The sequence below is a fragment of the Mycolicibacterium sp. lyk4-40-TYG-92 genome (assembly GCF_030209435.1).
Taxonomy (GTDB): Bacteria; Actinomycetota; Actinomycetes; order Mycobacteriales; family Mycobacteriaceae; genus Mycobacterium.
In genome coordinates this window covers 132838-153140 of the sequence record NZ_JARVRX010000020.1, presented here as the reverse complement: position 1 = coordinate 153140, position 20303 = coordinate 132838, and the positions used below count along the sequence as shown (strand labels likewise).

At 66.1% G+C, this 20303-nt stretch carries 17 protein-coding genes; 10 read left to right on the top strand and 7 right to left on the bottom strand.

The genetic code is table 11. The features are described from left to right. The first annotated feature begins 5 nt into the window (after nt 1-5). The 7 genes from secF (at nt 6) to QRN63_RS25240 (ending at nt 10394) form a co-directional block, all read left to right on the top strand. A complete protein-coding gene (secF, locus tag QRN63_RS25270) occupies nt 6-1256 on the top strand; it encodes a protein translocase subunit SecF (RefSeq protein WP_267317188.1) in 1251 nt (416 codons plus the stop codon). A 6-nt stretch (nt 1257-1262) separates the two neighbouring features. Beyond that, complete coding sequence (locus tag QRN63_RS25265) at nt 1263-2909, top strand: ABC transporter substrate-binding protein (protein ID WP_285033669.1); 1647 nt, start codon at nt 1263-1265, stop codon at nt 2907-2909. Beyond that, nucleotides 2906-3430 carry an adenine phosphoribosyltransferase gene (locus QRN63_RS25260; protein ID WP_267317190.1) on the top strand — a complete coding sequence of 175 codons (525 nt, stop codon included), beginning with the start codon at nt 2906-2908 and terminating at the stop codon, nt 3428-3430. Before QRN63_RS25265 ends, QRN63_RS25260 begins: the two co-directional genes overlap by 4 nt. Nucleotides 3431-3471: 41 nt before the next feature. Next, entirely contained in the window at nt 3472-5814 is a 2343-nt protein-coding gene (locus QRN63_RS25255) for a RelA/SpoT family protein (protein ID WP_285033668.1), read from the top strand. Nucleotides 5815-5944: 130 nt separating this feature from the next. After that, nucleotides 5945-6694: a hypothetical protein gene (locus tag QRN63_RS25250; RefSeq protein WP_267317192.1), complete on the top strand. Its 750-nt coding sequence runs from the start codon at nt 5945-5947 to the stop codon at nt 6692-6694. 48 nt (nt 6695-6742) lie between these two features. After that, nucleotides 6743-7888 carry an ESX-1 system-associated protein gene (locus QRN63_RS29750; protein ID WP_502888192.1) on the top strand — a complete coding sequence of 382 codons (1146 nt, stop codon included), beginning with the start codon at nt 6743-6745 and terminating at the stop codon, nt 7886-7888. A gap of 1627 nt (nt 7889-9515) precedes the next feature. After that, nucleotides 9516-10394: an EspK C-terminal domain-containing protein gene (locus tag QRN63_RS25240; protein ID WP_285033667.1), complete on the top strand. Its 879-nt coding sequence runs from the start codon at nt 9516-9518 to the stop codon at nt 10392-10394. On the opposite strand, the gene QRN63_RS25235 is transcribed toward QRN63_RS25240, so the two are convergent. Further along, nucleotides 10391-11215, bottom strand: a complete 825-nt coding sequence (locus QRN63_RS25235) for a thioesterase family protein (RefSeq protein ID WP_285033666.1) — start codon at nt 11213-11215, stop codon at nt 10391-10393. The genes QRN63_RS25240 and QRN63_RS25235 overlap by 4 nt on opposite strands. A 53-nt stretch (nt 11216-11268) precedes the next feature. Continuing rightward, nucleotides 11269-11739, bottom strand: a complete 471-nt coding sequence (locus QRN63_RS25230) for a winged helix-turn-helix transcriptional regulator (protein WP_267317197.1) — start codon at nt 11737-11739, stop codon at nt 11269-11271. 92 nt (nt 11740-11831) lie between these two features. Here QRN63_RS25230 and QRN63_RS25225 point away from each other — a divergent pair, with 92 nt between their 5' ends. Beyond that, a complete protein-coding gene (locus QRN63_RS25225; protein WP_267317198.1) occupies nt 11832-12533 on the top strand; it encodes an SDR family oxidoreductase in 702 nt (233 codons plus the stop codon). A gap of 6 nt (nt 12534-12539) precedes the next feature. Beyond that, entirely contained in the window at nt 12540-12965 is a 426-nt protein-coding gene (locus QRN63_RS25220; RefSeq protein ID WP_285033665.1) for a tautomerase family protein, read from the top strand. Nucleotides 12966-12968: 3 nt separating this feature from the next. On the opposite strand, the gene QRN63_RS25215 is transcribed toward QRN63_RS25220, so the two are convergent. From QRN63_RS25215 to QRN63_RS25205, 3 genes are read right to left on the bottom strand one after another with little or no spacing between them, the layout of a single operon-like run. After that, a complete protein-coding gene (locus QRN63_RS25215; RefSeq protein ID WP_285033664.1) occupies nt 12969-13796 on the bottom strand; it encodes a thioesterase family protein in 828 nt (275 codons plus the stop codon). After that, nucleotides 13793-16642, bottom strand: coding sequence for an MMPL/RND family transporter (locus QRN63_RS25210; RefSeq protein ID WP_285033663.1), 2850 nt, complete (start codon nt 16640-16642; stop codon nt 13793-13795). Before QRN63_RS25210 ends, QRN63_RS25215 begins: the two co-directional genes overlap by 4 nt. Further along, entirely contained in the window at nt 16639-17070 is a 432-nt protein-coding gene (locus QRN63_RS25205; RefSeq protein WP_285033662.1) for an MmpS family transport accessory protein, read from the bottom strand. Before QRN63_RS25205 ends, QRN63_RS25210 begins: the two co-directional genes overlap by 4 nt. A gap of 95 nt (nt 17071-17165) precedes the next feature. Here QRN63_RS25205 and QRN63_RS25200 point away from each other — a divergent pair, with 95 nt between their 5' ends. Next, a complete protein-coding gene (locus QRN63_RS25200; protein ID WP_267317203.1) occupies nt 17166-17792 on the top strand; it encodes a TetR/AcrR family transcriptional regulator in 627 nt (208 codons plus the stop codon). A 3-nt stretch (nt 17793-17795) separates the two neighbouring features. Here the strand turns inward: QRN63_RS25200 and zwf are convergent, their stop codons facing one another. Both zwf and QRN63_RS25190 read right to left on the bottom strand, forming a co-directional pair. Then, nucleotides 17796-19298: a glucose-6-phosphate dehydrogenase gene (gene zwf / locus QRN63_RS25195; protein ID WP_267317204.1), complete on the bottom strand. Its 1503-nt coding sequence runs from the start codon at nt 19296-19298 to the stop codon at nt 17796-17798. 96 nt (nt 19299-19394) lie between these two features. Continuing rightward, nucleotides 19395-20276 (bottom strand): peptidylprolyl isomerase, encoded by an 882-nt coding sequence (locus QRN63_RS25190; protein WP_267317205.1) that lies wholly within the window; start codon nt 20274-20276, stop codon nt 19395-19397. Between the last annotated feature and the right edge of the window lie 27 nt (nt 20277-20303).

Sequence of the window (20303 nt, the reverse complement as noted above, 5' to 3'; positions counted from 1 at the left end):
CCGACATGTCGAAGCATTCAACTGACGACACCGACCTCGAGCTGACCGAATCGGCTGCGGCCGAAGAAGATTCGGCCACCGAGATCGAGGAATCCGCCGGTGCCGAGCAGGGGGGCACCCTGCCGCAGCACGGGTTCTTCGTCCGGCTCTACACCGGTACCGGTGCCTTCGAGGTCATCGGCAAGCGCCGCATGTGGTACGCGATCAGCGGCGTGATCATGCTGGTCATGATCGCGAGCATCCTGATCCGTGGTTTCAACTTCGGTATCGATTTCGAGGGCGGCACGAAGATCGCGATGCCGGTGGCGGGCGTCTCCACCACCGCGACGCCGCAGGCCGTCGAGGACGTCTTCAGCAAGACGCTCGGCCATGCTCCGGAGTCGGTGGTGCGCGTCGGAAACGGCGACTCGGCCACCCTGCAGATCCGCACGGAGACGCTGTCGACGGCAGACACCGACAAGGTGCGCAACGCGTTGTTCGACGCCTTCCAGCCGAAGGGCGAGGACGGCAAGGCGTCCAAGGCCGTGATCAGCGACTCGGCGGTGTCGTCGACCTGGGGCGATCAGATCACCAAGAAGGCGCTGATCGCACTGGTGGTGTTCATCGTCATCGTCTCGATCTACATCACCATCCGCTACGAGCGGTACATGGCGCTGGCGGCGCTGGCCTCGCTGGCTTTCGACCTCGTCAGCACGGCGGGCGTGTACTCGCTCGTCGGATTCGAGGTCACGCCGGCCACCGTCATCGGCCTGCTGACAATTCTGGGCTTCTCGCTGTACGACACCGTCATCGTGTTCGACAAGGTCGAGGAGAACACCCACGGCTTCGAGCACACCACGCGACGGACGTTCGCCGAGCAGGCCAACCTGGCGGTCAACCAGACCTTCATGCGGTCCATCAACACCAGTCTCATCTCGGCGCTGCCGATCATCTCGCTGATGGTGGTCGCGGTGTGGCTGCTGGGCGTGGGCACCCTGAAGGACCTGGCGCTGGTCCAGCTGGTCGGTGTCATCGTCGGCACCTACTCGTCGATCTTCTTCGCGACCCCGCTGCTGGTGTCGATGCGCGAGCGCACCGATCTGGTGAAGAACCACACCCGCCGGGTGCTCAACCGTCGCAAGTCGGCGAACGAGCGCGGCGTCACCGCCGGCGACGAGGTGTCCGTCGGTGCGGTGAACGCACCGGAAAAGCCGGCACCGGGGGCCAAGCCGTTGCGGCCCACCGGTAAGCCGTCGGGTAAGCGCACCCGGGGCTAGCCCTCGATGCCCGCCCGGTTCCGCCGGACTGCCTTGGCCGGTGCGGTGATGGTGGTGGCCGGTTTCGGGCTGTCCGGTTGCGACAGTTCGGCCGACACCGTCGACTACATCGTCGACGGCGCGTTGCCCACCTACAACACCGCGTCGGTAGTCGGCGCGGCATCGGGTGCGCCCCAGGCGTTTTCGCGGGTACAGACGGGTTTCAACTTTCGCGGGCCCGACGGGCAGGTGGTCGCCGACCGCGACTTCGGCACCGTTTCGGTGATGGGTCGGGCCCCGCTGACACTTGACTACAAGATCAACGACAGCGCCGTCTACTCCGACGGGAAGCCGGTCACATGTGACGACATGGTGCTGGCCTGGGCCGCGCAGTCGGGGCAGTTCCCGGCGTTCGACGCGGCCAGTCGCGCCGGGTACAGCGACATCGCGGTCGTCGACTGCACCCCGGGCCAGAAGCGGGCCCGGGTGACGTTCGTCCGCGACCGCGACATCACCGACTACGGCCAGTTGTTCGCGGCGACGTCGCTGTTGCCGGCGCACGTGCTGGACGACGCGCTCGGTCTCGGTGAGGGCGGTGTGACCAAGGCGCTGCAGAGCGGCGACGCGCCGACCATCGACAAGATCGCCGACGCCTGGAACACCACGTGGGATCTGAAGCCCGACGCGGACCTCAAGAAGTTCCCGTCGTCCGGCCCCTACAAGCTGGCGTCGGTGGCGAAGGACGGCTCGATCACGTTGGCCGCCAACGACAAATGGTGGGGCGCCAAGCCGGTGATCGGCAAGATCACGGTGGCGCCGCGGGGTGCCGACATCGCGAGCCGGATCAAGTCCGGCAAGGCCGAGGTTGTCGACATCGCCGCCGGCGTGGTCGGCAAGGACGATATCCCGTCGAGCTACGTGCGCAAGGACAGCGCGTCCGACGACATCCAGCAGCTGATCTTCGCCGCGCAGGGCGCACTGGCCGATCCCGGTGCGCGGCGTGCCGTCGCACTGTGCACGCCGCGGGACGCCATCGCCGCCGCGGTCGGCGTTCCCGTCAGCAACGCGCGGCTCAACACGGCATCGGACGATTCCCTCGCGGTAGCCGAAAACGTCGACGCGAGTGGGCAATTCGCTGCTGCCGACGTGGACGGGGCACGCGCCGCCGCGGGTGGCCAGCCCCTCACAGTGCGGATGGGATACCGCGGGCCGGATGCCCGGCTGGCGTCGGTCGTCGCCGCGATCACCAAGTCGTGCGCCACCGCGGGCATCACCGTGCAGGAGGTGGCCGCGCCGACGGTGGGTGTACAGAGCCTGCGCGCCAACGACATCGACGTCCTCTTGTCCGGTGGCGGGGGTGCGGCCGGTAGCGGTTCGAGTGGTTCGTCGGTGGTGGATTCGTACGCGTTGCACAGCGGCAACGGCAACGATCTGTCCGGCTATGCCAACGAACGCGTCGACGGCGTGATCGCCGCCCTGGCCGTCACCACCGATCCCAAGGAGCAGGCGCGCCTGCTCGGTGAGGGAGCCGGCGTCCTGTGGGGCGACGTGCCGACCCTGCCGCTGTACCGCCAGCAGCGGACCCTGCTGGTGACGAATGACCTGACGCTCGTGCGCGCCAACCCCACGCGGTGGGGCGCCGGCTGGAACATGGACCGCTGGGGGAGCAAGTGACCGATCTGAACGCCCTCTTCACCGAACTGGTCCGTGAGGTGCCGGACTTCCCGGAGCCGGGCATCCAGTTCAAGGACCTGACGCCGTTGCTCGCCGACGGCCGCGGACTGGCCGCGGTGACGGCCGCACTGGCCGAGGTGGCCGACGGCGTCGACCTGGTTGCCGGCATCGACGCCCGCGGGTTCCTGCTGGGCGCCGCGGTCGCGACGCGGTTGGGGACCGGAGTGCTTGCCGTCCGCAAGGGCGGGAAGTTGCCGCCGCCGGTGCACAGCCAGTCCTATGCACTGGAGTACGGCAGTGCCACGCTGGAGATTCCCGCCGATGGGATCGATCTGACGGGCCGGCGCGTTGTCGTGATAGACGACGTGCTCGCTACCGGCGGCACGGTTGCTGCGACGGTCCGGCTGCTGCAGGCGGCAGGTGCGACGGTGACCGCGGCCGCGGTCGTGCTGGAGCTGGGTGGCCTCGGCGGACGCGCTGTGCTGGAACCGCTACAGGTCACCAGCCTGTACGTGGTCTGAGGGGCTATTCTCGACAAACCAGGTGTAGGAGGTGTGCGGCGTTGGCTGACGACAAGGTGACGCAGGTCCAGTCGGCGCCGCCCGAGCCGCCGCCGGGAGCATCACCGGAAGCGGCCAAGGGCACCGTCAGCGCATCCCGCCGCGTCCGTGCCCGGCTCGCCCGTCGGATGACCGCGCAGCGCAGCCTGGTGAACCCGGTCCTCGAGCCGCTGGTCGCGGTGCACCGCGAGTACTACCCGAAGGCCGACCTGGCGATCCTGCAGCGCGCCTACGAGATTGCCGAGGAGCGGCATGCGCCGCAGCTGCGCAAGTCTGGTGATCCGTACATCACCCATCCGCTGGCTGTCGCCAACATCCTGGCCGAGCTCGGCATGGACACCACGACGCTCGTCGCCGCCCTGCTGCACGACACCGTCGAGGACACCGGCTACACGCTCGAGGCGCTCACCGCCGAGTTCGGCACCGAGGTCGGTCATCTGGTCGACGGCGTCACCAAGCTCGACAAGGTGGTGCTGGGCTCGGCGGCCGAGGCCGAGACCATCCGCAAGATGATCATCGCCATGGCGCGCGATCCCCGCGTGCTGGTGATCAAGGTCGCCGACCGGTTGCACAACATGCGCACCATGCGGTTCCTGCCGCCGGAGAAGCAGGCTCGCAAGGCCCGCGAGACGCTGGAAGTCATTGCGCCGCTTGCCCATCGGCTCGGTATGGCCACCGTGAAGTGGGAGCTGGAGGATTTGTCCTTCGCGATCCTGCACCCCAAGCGGTACGAGGAGATCGTGCGCCTGGTCGCCGATCGGGCGCCGTCGCGTGACACCTACCTGGCCAAGGTGCGTGCCGAGATCGCCAATTCGCTGCAGGCCATGAAGATCAACGCGACGGTCGAGGGACGGCCCAAGCACTACTGGTCCATCTACCAGAAGATGATCGTCAAAGGCCGCGACTTCGACGACATCCATGACCTGGTCGGCGTGCGCATCCTGTGCGACGAGATCCGCGACTGTTACGCCGCCGTCGGCGTCGTGCACTCGCTGTGGCAGCCGATGGCCGGGCGGTTCAAGGACTACATCGCCCAGCCGAGGTTCGGCGTCTACCAATCGCTGCACACCACGGTCGTCGGCCCGGAGGGCAAGCCGCTGGAGGTGCAGATCCGCACCATCGACATGCACCGCACCGCCGAGTACGGCATCGCAGCGCACTGGCGCTACAAGGAAGCCAAGGGCCGCAACGGGTTACCGGCGGGCGGCCACGCCACCGAGATCGACGACATGGCGTGGATGCGCCAGCTGCTCGACTGGCAGCGGGAAGCCGCGGACCCGGGCGAGTTCCTGGAGTCGCTGCGTTACGACCTTGCCGTGCAGGAGATCTTCGTGTTCACCCCCAAGGGTGACGTGATCACGCTGCCGGCCGGTTCCACGCCCGTCGACTTCGCGTACGCCGTGCACACCGAGGTCGGGCACCGCTGCATCGGCGCCCGCGTCAACGGCCGACTCGTCGCGCTCGAGCGCAAGCTCGAAAACGGTGAGGTCGTCGAGGTTTTCACCTCCAAGGCGCAGAACGCCGGCCCGTCGCGCGACTGGCAGACGTTCGTGGTGTCGCCGCGGGCGAAGGCCAAGATTCGGCAGTGGTTCGCCAAGGAACGGCGTGAAGAGGCCCTCGAGACCGGCAAGGACGCCATCGCGCGCGAGGTGCGCCGCGGCGGAATGCCGTTGCAGCGGTTGATGAACGCCGAACTGATGGCCGCGCTGGCCCGCGAACTGCGCTACGCGGACGTCTCGGCGCTGTACACCGCCGTCGGTGAGGGGCACGTGTCGGCACGGCACGTCGTGCAGCGACTCGTGGCCACGCTCGGTGGCGACGACGAAGCTGCCGACGAGATCGCCGAACGGTCGACGCCGGCCACCATGCCGGTGCGGCGCCGTACGAATGACGATGTGGGCGTGGCAGTTCCGGGTGCCCCCGGGGTGCTGTGCAAACTCGCCAAGTGCTGCACGCCGGTGCCCGGCGACAACATCATGGGCTTCGTGACCCGCGGCGGTGGCGTGAGTGTGCACCGGACCGACTGCACCAACGCCACGTCGCTGCAGCAGCAGGCCGAGCGCATCATCGACGTGAAGTGGGCGCCGTCGCCGTCGTCGGTGTTCCTGGTGGCCATCCAGGTCGAGGCTCTCGACCGGCACCGGTTGCTGTCCGACGTCACCCGGGTGCTCGCCGATGAGAAGGTCAACATCCTGTCGGCGTCCGTCACCACGTCCAACGATCGAGTTGCGATCAGCCGCTTCACTTTTGAAATGGGCGATCCGAAGCATCTCGGTCATGTGCTGAACGTGGTGCGCAATGTCGAAGGTGTGTACGACGTCTACCGCGTGACTTCGGCCGCCTAGCGCTGGTTTCTGCTGCGGCTCGTGATCTGAGCAAACTCGTACTCGACGCTGCGCAAGATTGGTGCAGGACTGGGGTTGGCGGTGCGGGTAATCTCAAACGCGGGACTGTCCAGATGTGGGGGTGGACGCGTTGAGCGGTGAGTTGAAGGTCGACCTGGAGACCATGTCGTGGTCGGCGGCTTCGGTGCCGCCCCTGGGGTGGGTGCATCTTCCTGCGGGCGCTGACCCCGTGAGCCTGATGCTCTCGTCATACGTGCCGACGCTGGTCGACGGCGCGAACGAGAAGGTCGCGGCTGCACAGGCCGACGATGATGCTTTTGCGGGAAAGGTGTCCTCGGCTCGCAGCGCCTATCAGAGTGGCGACGAAGCGGGCGGACAGACGATTCAGAAAGCCGCTGCAAACCTGAATCCCGCATCTGCCGCTGGCAAGGCCGGCGGCGGCGCAGACGGCGGGATGGGCCAGTTCGGTCAGATGATGGGCATGGCGATGCAGGCCTTCCAGGCGCCCGCGCAGGCCATGCAGGCGCTGGGCTCGGTTCCGCAGACCGCGATGCAGGCGGCCCAGCAGATCGGGCAGCAGGTCCAGCAGCTGGCTGGCCAGGCAGGCAAAGATGGCGGCAAGCCGGGTGAGGGTGGCGCTGGCGCCGGCGGAGTCGGTGGGGCGGCCGGCCAACAGCTCAAGCCGGAGGACCGCAAGCCGGGCGACGAGAAGGCCCGCGAGGAGAAGCGGTACGAGAAGCCCGAGGAAAAGAAGGACCCCGAGGCCGACAAGAAGCACGCCGCAGCGGGTCCGACCAGTGGCCCCAGCGCACCGGTGCCACCATCCACGCCGGCGCCGCGGTCGGGGCGCCACGCCGCAAATCCTGCGGTTGATGTGTAATTTTCGGTCTTGACTGTCTTGCGTTGAGTATCTGAGGGAGGACGATCTGTGACGCAACCGCCGACGTGGGGTGCGCCCCCGCCGCAGCAGCCGGGTGGCTGGCCGGGACAGCCGGGACAGCCGGGACCGGGTGGGCAGTGGGGTCCGCAGCAGCGGTGGCCGGCGCCGGTTCCGCCGAAGAAGGGCGGCGCCGCTAAGTGGGCCATCGGTGCGGTGTCGCTGGTTGCGGTTATCGCGGTGACGGCCGTAGTCGCAGTGTCGTGCACCAAGAACAGTGGTGACAGCAATGGTGGAGGCGGAGGTGGCACCAAGACTTCAGCTGCACCGTCTGATGTCGCGAGTGCCAACGACACTGGGCCGGTTGGAATCATTACCGAGGACCCGTCATGTGCGCCGTGGACACCTATCCAGGCAACATTCGCAGCTGCTGGACGCAACGGTTGGGCGCAGAGAGATCAGTCCTTGCCTGCGTCTGCGTGGACACCGGAGGTGCGCGCGCAGTACGAAGCGGTTGCAAAAGTCATGCGCACGGTTGCCGAGCAAGCCGTGCCGTTGGTGAAAATGACTACACACCGCGTTATGCGGGAATTATACGGTCAGTTTATCGTCTATGCCCGCGCTTATGCGGATAGTATTTCCAAATTGGATACGTATCGTCCGGTAGATGACAATCTAGCGCAGGCGGCCTCTACTGCAGGAAATGTTATCGGACATATTTGTAGCGCCGTATTTTCGGGGGCTGCTGCTGCCCGAGCCTCATTGATTCCTGCGCCGAAGCCACCGAAGTCGATTGCGCCAGTCGGAGACCCGTCTAATCCGCAAAGAATGTTTGAATCCCCTGACCCTGTGTGTCGGGGCCTTGGCTCTACTCTCGACCAATTATTGCAGAATCCGGACTTTAAGAAATGGCTGGATACCGATCCCAAGATACCGGCGGCCAATTGGTCGCCGGAGCAGGAATCTCTTACCACTACGGTCGTAGCAGTCATGAGTTCGACCGCCAGTTCGCTCGAGGAGCTGGCGCAGCAGAGTTCCAACGGGATTGTTCAGGATTTGATCCTCTTGGGCGTTCAGTACAGACGTACATATATCGAGGCGTTGCCTACGTACCAACCGAACGATTCGAGTATCTACCTCGCGGGTCAAATGTCGCCTGGAATTGTTCTGGCTGCTTGTGATGCCATCGCCGGATAGGAGTCGAAGTCATATGCTCGCGTATGTATTCAATGCCCGGAGTCTGTTCGTTAGTGAATACTTGATTTTTCATCCGATGACTCGTGCGGTGTATTCAACCGAATGGTGATTTAGAATGGCATCAATTGAGCGTTATCACGGCGGTAAGTACGGCGAGGCCACCGTAGTTCCCCCTGCGTTCCCGGACATTGATGAGAATGCGCTCAATGATATTGCTGTGAGACTCATGGCGTTGGGTGACCACCTTGATGGCGAGCTGATTCCGCACCATGCTCACCAGCGGATGCAGCTATCCGATTGGGAGGGAGAGGCTGGTCGGCTTGCGCAAGCCGCGGCCACCGGTGTTCTCGGTTCGTATGGGAAGGCTTGTAAAGCCGCGTATGACGCTGCGAGAAAGGTATTCCGCGCCGAATCTGCGGTAGTGCAGACTAAAAACGAGGTAAATAGGACTGCTGAGCTTATCCAGCAGGCGTGTTTGCAGTTCGAACAAGCATCTAAGAACATGCTGGCGGCTGCGCATGCGGCGAATCAATCAGGTGATACCGCTGGGGCAAATGCGTTTTTCAACTCGGCGGCTCTGTTCACCAAAATGATCGAGACGATGAAGGCCCTGGGTCTAGCCGAAAACACCGCTGCGGTGGCTAAGTGCGCGACTGCCCTGGCCAAGGAGTTGAGCGTTCCGGCCGCTACACCTGGCGCCGATGGCAGGGTGCCTGGGCCGGTACCCCCTCCGCCAGTCGGTAATCCTGGCGTCTCCGGCGCTCCTCAGATAGGGCAGCCACCAGGTTCACTTGCGACCGGAGGTGGCGGTGGACAGGGAGCCGGTGGGGCGACCAATGCCGCCGGGGAAGGTCCGTCGCCCTCGCAATTGGCCAATGCCGGTACGTCTGACCCACCCCGCGGTGGGGGAGGCACGAAAGACGCCGCTGGGGACGGTCCATCGCCCTCGCAATTGGCGGCCAACGCCGGTACGTCTGACCCGGCCCGCGGTGGTGGCGGAACAAAAGATGCCGCGCCTGCGAAACCCGCAACTCCTCAAGTGAACGTACCGCAGACGCCTGCAAATCCTGACGCATCGGGCGCACCGACACCTGCTGGTGGCATCAATGGGGCGGTGGGGTCACCTGGTTCTCGTCCGACCCCATCAGCGACGACGTCGACGGGTGCACCCTCAGCTTCGCCCGCCGCCAGCTCTGCGACCGGCAGCACGTCAAGCTCCGCGACTGGCCAGGGTACTGGTCAACAGGGCGCAGGCCAAAGCACCGGCCAGCCGACTGGCCAGCAGGCGCCGGATACCCCGAAGAACCCGTTCGGCCAACTTCCGAACGCGCAGCCGTTGGCTGCGGCGGCGAATGCCGCGCCGCTCGCTACGACAGAGCCGGCGACTCAGACCGGCGCAACGTCAGGCGCTCCAGCCGCCGCAAGTGGGGCGGCGGCCGGCGCTGGCCCCGGAGGTGCTGCGCCGGTAGCGCAGGCATCGGCGAGCACCGCAGCACCGGCGACAGGCACACCAGCCGGCGCCGCGCCGGCCGCCCCACTCGGTCCCGCCCCGACGCCATCCCCGGCCGCGCCGGTCGCCCAACCCGGTGCAGGTGCCGGTGTTCCGGGTGGTCCGGGTGTCGCGCCCATGTCGACCAACCAGCAGCAGAACGCCGCCGCCGCGGCGCCGATCCCGGTGACGGCGGCGCGGGCCGAGCGTGACGCGATGGCTGCCGCGGCACGGGCCGGTCTGGTGCGCAAGTCCGCGGGTGACGCGGACGTGCAGTTCGCGGAACGGATCGCAGCGGCGTTGCATGCGCCGCCGTCGATCCCGGCGATGGCGTGGAACTTCGTGTGGGCGGTCGGCGTGACGACTGACGGCGAGATCATCGCCGCGAATTCCTATGGGGTGTCGTTCATTCCGGACGGCATGTGCCTGCCGTCGCAGGTGATCTTCGTCAGCGCCGACGAGCGCATCCCAGCCGGCCAGCGCGGCCGCTGGGTTCGCGAGCCGTTCGTCGCGTTGCAGGCGTGGTGCACCTTCCACGAGAAGACGCTGAAGGTCGTGATCGGCACTGAGCAGGAAGTGCAGCCGTTCGCCGGCAGCCTGCAGACGAGAGTCATTCCGCCCGAGGATATTCCGACGGACGGCCTGATGAAGGGCCGTACACGCTTGGAAGTCATCGCACCCGAGGCGGCGGCAAAGCTGGCGGAGTGGCCGGATGCACAGCTACATGAAGCGTTGCCGCCGCAGCCTGTTCAGTTGGTCCCGCCGGACCCGGCGGCCATCGGCAAGGCGTGGATGGAATCGATCCGGCCGCTGATGCAGACGACGGGCGAGACCTACCGGACGGCACACCTGGAGAAGCTCGCCGCCTACGGACGGCTGCAGGAATCTGCGGCGCTGTACCGCGCCTACACCGCGCCGTACGCAGCCGACCTGCGGGCAGCGATCACCGATTGGGTGTGGTGGCAGCAGTTCTCGACGATTCAGGGCGACGCCCAGCTGGTGGAACTGGGCGCCTAACCGCGCGGCAGCATCGCCAGTTGGCGGCTCTGCACGACCACCTGACCGGTGGAGTCGAGGATGACGTGGTCTTCCTCGAACCATGTCTCGCCGACCACGGTCGAACTGGCCTGCACCCGCAGCCAGCCCGGCGCCGGCCGCCGTCGCACATAGGTGGTGAGCTGCACGGTGGGAGTCCAGCCGAAGTGCCCCTGATTCATGGTGACCGGGGGAGTAATGTCGCCGGCCATCAAAGCGAACAGCAGGGCGGTGTCGGGATTGGCCTCGTCATCGGCGAAGGGCCGCAACCACATTCGGTTGACGGGATCGCCCTCCTCGCCGGAGAGGAACGGTGTCGCTGCGTCGAGCAGGAACTCGCACCCCTGCGCCACGTGGACAATCGCACCGACCGAGTGGCCCGCAGTCACCGGTACGGCGTCCGCCGGCGGCTCGACCGGAAGGTAGGACACGTCGAGCGACTCCTGGTAGCGCGGCGGCTTGGCGTCGAGCGGCCCGAGGGTCACCGCACAGCTGACCGCCGCGCGGCCATTCTGCGACAGCTGGACATCGACGAGCGCGACCTGGCGCCCATGCTTGCGGACCGTTGTCGTCAGCTGCACCTCGCCCGGGTCGGGCGCATTCAGGTAGTTGGCGCTCACGGCGACCGGTGCCAGCTCGGATTCCGCACCGATCGCTTGTTGCGCAGCCGCGGCACACACCGCCATCATGCAGCCCCCATGCACCTTCGGGCCGATGGTCCACACCGGGTCGATGGTCGCGCTGAAGGTGCCATCACCCACCGCGGTGACGGTGGTGAGGTCGGTGAACGGATGCGCAGTCATTTCATCTCCAACGGTGGCGTGACGGTTGCTGATTCCAGAACGGGCAAAGGTCACTACCGGTTCAGCCGAATTTCGATGTCACCGGCGGAAACAGTGGCAGCATTTGGATCATCGGTGACGATCACGCCAACCCGCTGGCCGGACTCCCGGTCGACGAAGCACAGCGGACCCCGGCCGCCCTTCTGCAGGTGCTTGTCGCCCCACTGGCTCATCGCCAGGTATACCGGCAGCAGATCTTCGCCGGCCTCCGTCAGTCGGTACTCGTCCCGCGAGCGCTTGCCGGGCTCCTGATACGGCACCCGGACCATCAGACCGGAGGTTTCCAGTTGCTTGAGGGCGCGCGACACCGCAGGCGCCGACGTCCCGATCCGGTCGACGAAGTCTTCGAATCGTGTTGTACCGAAAAGGCTTTCGCGTACAGCGAGGAAAACCGTCTTGGTGCTGAGCAGGTCCAGTAGCTTGGCCACCGAGCAGCCATCGCTGATCGACCACTGGCGGTCGCGCAGTCTTTCCTCGAACTCCATCACACCCTCTTTTGGATAATGCTTGCGTTACTCAGATATCCGTGCTTCCATCTTAGTAACGTCATCGTTATTCAGCAAGGAGTGTGGTTCAAGTGGTGGCAGTGGCAGGCAAGGTGGTCGTGGTGACCGGCGGTCGGCGGGGTCTGGGCGCCGCTCTCGTCGACGAACTGCTGGCCAGGGGAGCGCGCAAGGTCTACTCGACGGGCCGCTCGTCGTTCACCGACGAACGCCCCGAAGTTGTCCCGGTCGAACTCGAAGTGCGCTCGGAGACATCGGTTTCCGCATTCGCCGACATCGCATCGGACGCCGAGATCATCTTCAACAACGCGGGCATCCTGCTGCCCGGCTCGCTGCTGACCGGTGGCTTCGACGACATCGAAGCGACCTTCGACATCAACGTTTTCGGTCCGCTGCGGGTGGCGCGGGCATTCGCCCCGATCCTGGCGGCCAATGGCGGCGGCGCCCTGGTCAACATGCACTCGGTGCTCTCGTGGGTGGCCGGCAGCGCCGCGTACGGCGCCTCGAAGGCCGCGATCTGGTCGGTCACCAACTCCCTGCGCGGCGAGCTGGCCGCACAAGGCACGCAGGTGGTCGGCGTGCACGCCGGCCTGATCGAGACCGACATGGTCGCAGACATCCCGGGTCCGAAGACGACCGCGGTGGACATCGCGACGCGCATCATCGACGGACTGGAAGCGGGCGCGGTCGAGGTCCTGGCCGACGACGTTTCGGTGGGCGTCAAGTCCGCACTGTCCGGTCCTGTGGAGAACCTGACCTTCGCGATGGCGGTCTGAAAAAGCATGCCGCTGTGGACCATTCACCACACGCCGGATTTCTTCACCGCCGAAGACAAGCGTGAGCTGGCGCGCAGCATCACCGATCACTACGAGAAGGCCGGCCTGCCCCGGTTCTACGTGGTCGTGATCTTCAACGAAACCCGTTCGGGCGACCTATATGTCGGTGGCGAGCAGACCGACGTCGGACTGCGGGTGGTCATCGACCACATCGCCCGCCGCGCCGCTGACAAAGACCATCGCCACCGGATTGCCCTTTGGATCAAGGCGATCCTCAGCCCGTACCTGGAAGCGCATGGCAACCCGCACTGGGAGTTCCACGTGGATGAGACCAGTGAGGATCTCTGGATGATCAACGGGCTGATCCCGCCGCCGATGGGATCCGACGCCGAAAAGCGTTGGGTCGCAGACAACGCAGTATCGACGTACTGACGGTCAGGACCCGAGCGGCAGCATCGCCATCTGCCGACTCTGTACGACCACCTGGCCGTTGGCGTCGAGGATGAGGTGGTCCTCCTCGAACCAGGTCTCGCCGATGACAGTGGAACTGGCCATCACCCGTAGCCAACCGGGCGCCGGCCGGCGGCGCAGATAAGCGGTCAACTGGACCGTCGGCGTCCATCCGAAGTGACCCCGGTTCATCGTGACCGGCGGCGTGATGTCACCGGCCATGAGCGCGAAAAGCAGGGCTGCATCCGGATCTGCTTCGTCGGACGCGAAGGGACGCAACCAAATCCGGGTGACGGGGTCACCTTCGGCGCCGGCGAGGAACGGCGTGGCGGCGTCCAGGCGCATATCGCAGCCCTGTGCGACGTGGACGACGTGACCGAGCGGGTGATCAGGCGTGACGGGCACCGCATCAGCCGGTGGCTCGACCGTCATCGCGGAGACGGCCAGCGGCGACTGATGTCGTGGTGGCTTGGCATCGAGCGGCCCCAGCGTGACCGAACAGGTGACGGCGACCCGGCCGCGTTGGGACAACTCGACTTCGACCAGGTTCACCTGCCGGCCGCGTTTGCGGATCGTGGTGCTCAGCTGGACCTCGCCCGGGTCGGGTGCAGCGAGGTAGTTGGCGCTCAATGCGATTGGTGCCAGTTCGGCGGCGTCGGGAACGCTGCGTCGCGCCGCGGCGGCACACACCGCCATCATGCAGCCCCCGTGCACTTTCGGGCCGATGGTCCACCTGTCGTCGATGTTGGCGACGAACACGCCGGAATCGATCGCGGTGACAGCGGTCAGATCGGTGAAGGGACGAAGTGTCATGCCATCTCCAGTTCCGGTGTTGTGCTTGCGGTTTGTGCGGTGCGGGCGGGACGGGTACGGACCTTCAAGGGCCACCAGAACCAGCGCCCGAGCAGCGCCGCGATCGACGGCGTGATCAGGGAGCGTACGACGAAGGTGTCGAACAGCAGCCCCAGCCCGATCGTCGTGCCGATCTGGCCGACCGACCGCAGGTCGCTCGCGATCATCGAGATCATGGTGAACGCGAACACCAGGCCGGCGGCGGTGACGACGCCACCGGTGGCGCCGGTGGCGCGGATCAGTCCGGTACGCAGGCCGGCCCCGATTTCTTCCTTGAAGCGGGACACCACCAGCAGGTTGTAGTCGGAGCCGACGGCCAGCAGCACGATCACCGACATGGCGATCACCAGCCACTGCAGTTCGATGCCGAGGAAGTACTGCCAGATCAGCACCGACAGGCCGAACGACGCGGCGAGGGACAGCACCACCGTGCCGACGATGACGATCGATGCGACGAGCGCTCGGGTGATCAGCAGCATCACCACGAAGATCAGGATGATGGCGGCCAGGGCGGCGATCAGCAGGTCGTAGTGCGCACCCTGCTGAATGTCCTTGTAGGTCGCGGCGGTACCGCCCAGATAGAACTTCGCGCCGGCCAGCGGCGTGCCCTTGACAGCCTCCTTGGCGGCCTGCAGCTCGGCGTCGACATGCGAAATGCCTTCCAGGGTCGCGGGATCCACATCATGGGTGACGATGAAGCGCGCGGCCTTGCCGTCGGGGGAGAGCATCAGCTCCATGCCGCGCTGAAAGTCGGGACTGCTGAACGCTTCTGGCGGCAGGTAGAACATGTCGTCGTTCTTCGCGTCGTCGAACGTCTGCCCCATGGCCGCGGCGGTGTCGGTCATGCGTTCCATCTGGGTGACCATGCCGTCGAACGTGCTGTGCATGGTCTGCATCAGATCGCGGACGTCGGTCGCCAGGCTGATCATCGGCGGCAGCTGGGCGGCGATCTGCGGCGTCACCACATCGAGCTTCCCCGACGCGTCCGACAACGCCTTGGTGTTGTCGGCCAGCCGGTCGAAGCCATCGGTGGCGTCGAACACCGAGCGCAGCGCATGGCAGACCGGTATGTCGAAGCAGTGCGGCTCCCAGTAGAAGTAGTTCCGCAGGGGACGGAAGAAGTCGTCGAAATCGGCGATCTGGTCGCGCAATTCAGCGGTAGTGGCCGACATGTCCTGCGCCGCGAGCTGGGTGGCGTGTGTGGCATCGGCAAGCTGCACGCTCAGCTCGTGCATGTGCCGCATGATGCCGATCATCGAGGTGAGGCGGTCGGTCATGGTCTGCACGTCGCCGAGGCGGGCCTTGAGAAACTGCAGGTTCTCGTTCATCGAGACGGCCTGGGCGCTGACCTGAAATGGCACCGAGCCGTGCTCCATCGGCGGGCCGAGGGGCCGGGTGATGCTCTGCACCCGGGCGATACCCGGGACCCGGAAGATGTTCTTGGCGATCCGGTCCAGCACCAGCATGTCGCGGGAGTTCCGGAGGTCGTGGTCGGCTTCGACCATCAGCATGTCGGGGTTCATTCGCGCTGACGTGAAGTGCTTTTCGGCGGCGGCGTAGCCGATGTTGGACGGCACGTCTTTCGGCACGTAGAAGCGGTTGTCGTAGTTGGTGCGGTACCCGGGCAGGGCCAGCACGCCGACCAGCGCGGCCGCGGTGGCCGCGACCAGGATGGGCGCGGGCCACCGGACCACGGCGGTGCCGACCCGGCGCCAGCCACGGGTCTTGTTGGCGCGCTTGGGGTCCAGCAGTCCGAAGTGGGTGCTGACGACCATCACCGCCGGCGCGAACGTCAGTGCCATGACCAGGATGACGACCATGGCGGTCGCACACGGCAACGCCAGGGTGTTGAAGTAGTTCAACCGGGTGAACAGGAGGCACATCATGGCGCCGGCGATGGTCAGCCCGGAGCCGAGGATGACGTGGTAGACGCTGGAAAATGTTGAGTAGTAGGCGGTTTCCCGGTCCTCGCCGGCGTTGCGGGCCTCGTGGTAGCGGCCGACCAGGAAGATCCAGTAGTCGGTGCCGGCGGCGATCGCCAGGGCCGTCAGCACGCTGACGGCGAACGTCGACAGGCTGATCAACTGGGCGTTGCCCAGGGCGGCGACCAGCCCGCGGGCCATGCTCATCTCGGTCAGCACGACCAGCAGGGCGATGAATGTCGTTGCGAGGGAGCGGTATACGACCAGCAGCATCACCGCGATGACGACGAGTGTCACCACCGTCATCTTGACCATGCTCTTGTCGCCGGCCTCGTTGGTGTCGGCGACGAGGGCGGCCTGGCCGGTGACGAACGCCTTCACCCCGGCTGGTGGGTGGCTGTGGTCGACGATGTGCCGGACCGCGTCGACGGATTCGACGCCCTGCGTGGAGCCCTGATCGCCGCGCAGGTTGACCTGGACGTACGCCGCCTTGTGGTCCTCGCTCTCGGAGCCGGCGGACGTGATGCGGTCGCCCCAGAAGTCCTGCACGTGCTCGATGTGCGCCGTGTCCTGCTCGAGCTGGTGGACCAGATCGCCGTAGTACTGCCGTGCGGTGTCGCCGAGTGCCTGGTCCGACTCGATGATGATCATCAGCACACTGTCGGAGTCGAATTCGCTGAACGTGGTGCCGATGTGCTTCGTCGCGATGACCGACGGCGCGTCCTGGGGCGAGAGCGAGACGGCGTTGTTCGCACCGACGACTTCGAGTTTGGGTACCAGCAGATTGCTCGCGGCGGTGGCGGCCAGCCAGATCAGGATGATCGGCACCGACAGGATGCGGATCAGCCGGGGATACCCGCTCCGGCTGCTGTGCTGGCCGCTCATGCCGCCTTCACCAGGCAGAACGTGGTCGCCGATGCGCCGTCGGTGGACTGGTGGTCGCGCAGCTCGCCATTGACCGTGATGCGGCACGTGAGCCGGCTGCTGTCGCCCTGGGCGACGAGGTTGGCGAACACGCTCGGCACGGTGGTGGTCAGCGTCTTGGACCAGGGCAGCGAGGTGAAGCGCTCCCGTTGCGGCTGGGCCCGCTCGTCGACGTAGCTGATCATCCCGGTGGTGTCGGAGGGTCCGTCGACTTCGTACGTCACGTATTTCGGGATCGTGGAAACGATGTTTTCCGTACGGGTTTCGGCGGAATGCTGGCTGCCGAACACGCCGTGGAAGCGGTCGATGACGAAACCACCGACCGTGACGACCCCGACAACCGTCAGCAGCACCCAGCCGCGCTGCGCGGTCTTGAGCAACCAGTTCATGAAGAGCACCATACGACCGTATGTATACGCATGTATAGTTACGGTGCGGTGGCGACGATCACACACCTCGTCACGACGGCGATTAGGGTGAAGGCATGGCGGGCTCGACACGGCAGCGGAATGTGCGAGGGCAAGGCGCACTACTGCGCGACGAAATCCTGGCCGCCGCGATCCGCGTCGTCGACTCATCGGCGTCCACGAATGAGGTGTCGTTGCGCAGCATCGCGCGTGAAGCCGGCATCTCCAACATGTCGGTGTACGCCCACTTCGACAGTCGCGAGGATGTGCTGGCGGCCGTTGCGGAGCTGAGCTGGGATCAGGTCCGCCAGGACATCGCCGAGCAGGTGCCGGCCGGTAAGACCCGACGCGAGCGACTGCTGCTCGGCTGCCGCGCGTATGTCGCGTTCGCCCAACGCTTTCCGTTGCGGTACGTCCTGATGGTCAAGGTGGACGAGATCACCCCGTCGGCGCGCCAGGCTCTCGAGGTGGTGACGCGCGGGCTACTGGCCGCGGGTGGTATGGACCCTGACTCCGAGCCGGGTCCCGACGCGCAGCGGGTGGCCGCGGCGCTGTCGGTCGCGCTGCACGGCGTCGCCATGCTGCACCGCACCGACACCCCGCATCTGTGGATGAGCGATTTCAGCACCTGCGAAATCATCCAGACCATGGTCGACGCGGCCATCCTGCAGCTCGAGCAGGCGGCCGCGGCGCCGCGGCCGTAGGCCCTACTTCTTCTTCGCCTCTCGCCAGCCCCGCTCGAACGGCAACCGCCAGGCGTTGGGCGCGATCAGCTGATGAATCGCGTTGGGACCCCAGGTGCCGGGCTGGTAGTTCTTGACCGGCGGCGGATCTTCGAGCAGCGCAGCCGAATTGGCCCACAACGACTCGATGCCCTCGGCGGTGGTGAACAGCGTGTGGTCGCCGCGCATGGCGTCGAGAATCAGCCGCTCGTAGGCCTCCAGCACCTGATCGGCGCCGTCGGCCTCCCCGGCCGAGAACTGCATCGACAGCTTCTCCAGCTTCATTCCCGGACCGGGTCGCTTGCCGTAGAACGACAGTGACACCTTCGAGTTGTCGGCGAGGTCGAAGGTCAGATGGTCGGGTCCCTGGGAGCCGACTCCCGAGCCCGACGGGAACATGGTGCGCGGCGCCTCTTTGAAGGCGATCGAGATGATCCGCATGCCCTCGGCCATCTTCTTGCCGGTGCGCAGATAGATCGGCACGCCGGCCCAGCGCCAGTTGTCCACCCGAACCTTCAGTGCGATGAACGTCTCGGTGTCGGAATCCCTTGATACGCCCTCGAGTTCGCGGTAGCCGGTGAACTGCCCCCGGACGACGTCCGAGCACTTGATCGGCAGCATCGATCGGAAGACCTTGTTCTTCTCCTCGCTGATGGCGCGTGGCTCCAGCGCTGTCGGCGGCTCCATCACCACGAAAGCCATCACCTGGAGCAGGTGGGTCACCACCATGTCCTTGTAGGCGCCGGTGCTCTCGTAGAAGTTGGCGCGCGCGTCGAGCCCGAGCATCTCGGGAATGTCGATCTGGATGTGGTCGATGAAGTTGCGGTTCCAGATCGGCTCGAACAGGCCGTTGGCGAACCGGAACGCCAGGATGTTCTGTGCGGCTTCCTTGCCGAGGAAGTGGTCGATCCGGAAAATCTGTTCCTCGTCGAAGGTCTCGTGGACGAAGTCATTGAGTTCGACGGCGCTGGCCAGGTCGGTCCCGAACGGCTTCTCCATGACGACCCGGGAGCGCTCGACCAGGCCGGCGTCGTCGAGCGTCGCGATTACTGCCCGCGCTGCTTTCGGCGGCACCGAAAGATAGTGCAGCCGACGCACATTCGGGCCCAGCTTCTTCTCCGCGGCGGCCACCGCTGCCGCCAGCCCCGACGGTCCGGCACTCTGCGGCACGTAGGTGAGCGTCGCGGCAAATCGTTCCCACTGTTCGTCGGTCAGGTGATGGCTGCCGAATTCGTCGATCGCGGCCTTGGCCAGGTCGCGGAACTGGTCGATGGTCAGGTCTTCCAACGAGGTTCCGACGATCTGGATGTCGGGTGCCAGTTCGGACTGGTCCAGATAGGCCAGACCGGGTAGCAGTTTGCGTTTGGCCAGGTCGCCGGTCGCGCCGAACAGCACGATCACATGGGGGTCGACGGCGACATCGTCGTGGCGGTTCGGCCGTGAGCCGGGCGCCGGGTACGAGATGGTCTGCGGTTTGGTGTTCGCCACGTTGCGCATGATTCCACCGCTGCCGGGTCCGCGCAGGGCCTAACACGAAGAAGGCCCGGTCACCGTGATCGGTGCCCGGGCCTTCTTCCTGATCTGTCAGTCCAGCTGGATGTATTTCACCGTGACCGGCTGCGCGGGCTTGCCGTCCCCGCCGCCGCCCTCGATGCCGTTCTGGGCGATCTTGTCCAGCGTGGCCAGGCCGGTGGCGTCGACGGTGCCGAACGCGGTGTAGCCCGGAGGCAGCTGTGAGTCCTGGTACACCAGGAAGAACTGGCTGCCGTTGGTGTTCGGGCCGGCGTTCGCCATCGCGAGGGTGCCGCGCGGGTACACGACCGGCTGGCTCAGCGCGGGGCTGTCGGGCTGGTACTGATTGGTCGGGTACTCGTTGGCGAACTGGTAGCCGGGGCCGCCCATGCCGGAGCCGGTCGGGTCACCGCACTGCAGGACGTCCAGGCCGCCCTTGGTGAGCCGGTGGCAGGGCGTGTCGTTGAAGTAACCCTGCTGCGCCAGGCTGGCGAAGCTGTTGACCGTGCACGGCGCCTTCGCGTTGTCCAGCGTCAGCCCGAGGTTGCCCTGGTTGGTGCTCATGCTGGCCGTGACTGTCGGCGGGGTGGTGGGGATCTTGCCGGTGCGCGGCGGGTTGACCTTCTTGCTGGCCTGCTCCGACGACGCCGGGTACTGGCAGTTCTCGCCGAGCCCGGCGGGCGCCACGAACGGCGGCAGCTTGCCGTCGGCGGGCGGGTTCTGCGCCGGGGCGGTCGAGCTCTCGGTCGACGCCGAGGCTGTCGCCGATGACGACTTGGAGTCCTTGTTCAGGTAGATGACGCCGAAGGCGACGCCGCCGATGACCGCGAGCACCGCGACCACCGACGCGGCGATGGTGATGATGCGCTGCTTACGGGCCTTCTCGGCCCGGCGCTCCAACTGCCGTTCCAGCTTGCGCTTGGCGGTCTCCCGCCGTTGTTCGTTCGTCGGCACGGCCGAAGTCCTCCTCGTCACGGTCGA

What these genes read in the sequence shown, in the direction of transcription:
- secF (WP_267317188.1), top strand. Translation starts at nt 6, where the DNA reads ATGTCGAAGCATTCAACTGACGACACCGACCTCGAGCTGACCGAATCG.
- QRN63_RS25265 (WP_285033669.1), top strand. Translation starts at nt 1,263, where the DNA reads ATGCCCGCCCGGTTCCGCCGGACTGCCTTGGCCGGTGCGGTGATGGTG.
- QRN63_RS25240 (WP_285033667.1), top strand. Translation starts at nt 9,516, where the DNA reads ATGTCGACCAACCAGCAGCAGAACGCCGCCGCCGCGGCGCCGATCCCG.
- QRN63_RS25235 (WP_285033666.1), bottom strand. Translation starts at nt 11,215, where the DNA reads ATGACTGCGCATCCGTTCACCGACCTCACCACCGTCACCGCGGTGGGT.
- QRN63_RS25230 (WP_267317197.1), bottom strand. Translation starts at nt 11,739, where the DNA reads ATGGAGTTCGAGGAAAGACTGCGCGACCGCCAGTGGTCGATCAGCGAT.
- QRN63_RS25220 (WP_285033665.1), top strand. Translation starts at nt 12,540, where the DNA reads ATGCCGCTGTGGACCATTCACCACACGCCGGATTTCTTCACCGCCGAA.
- QRN63_RS25215 (WP_285033664.1), bottom strand. Translation starts at nt 13,796, where the DNA reads ATGACACTTCGTCCCTTCACCGATCTGACCGCTGTCACCGCGATCGAT.
- QRN63_RS25210 (WP_285033663.1), bottom strand. Translation starts at nt 16,642, where the DNA reads ATGAGCGGCCAGCACAGCAGCCGGAGCGGGTATCCCCGGCTGATCCGC.
- QRN63_RS25205 (WP_285033662.1), bottom strand. Translation starts at nt 17,070, where the DNA reads ATGAACTGGTTGCTCAAGACCGCGCAGCGCGGCTGGGTGCTGCTGACG.
- QRN63_RS25200 (WP_267317203.1), top strand. Translation starts at nt 17,166, where the DNA reads ATGGCGGGCTCGACACGGCAGCGGAATGTGCGAGGGCAAGGCGCACTA.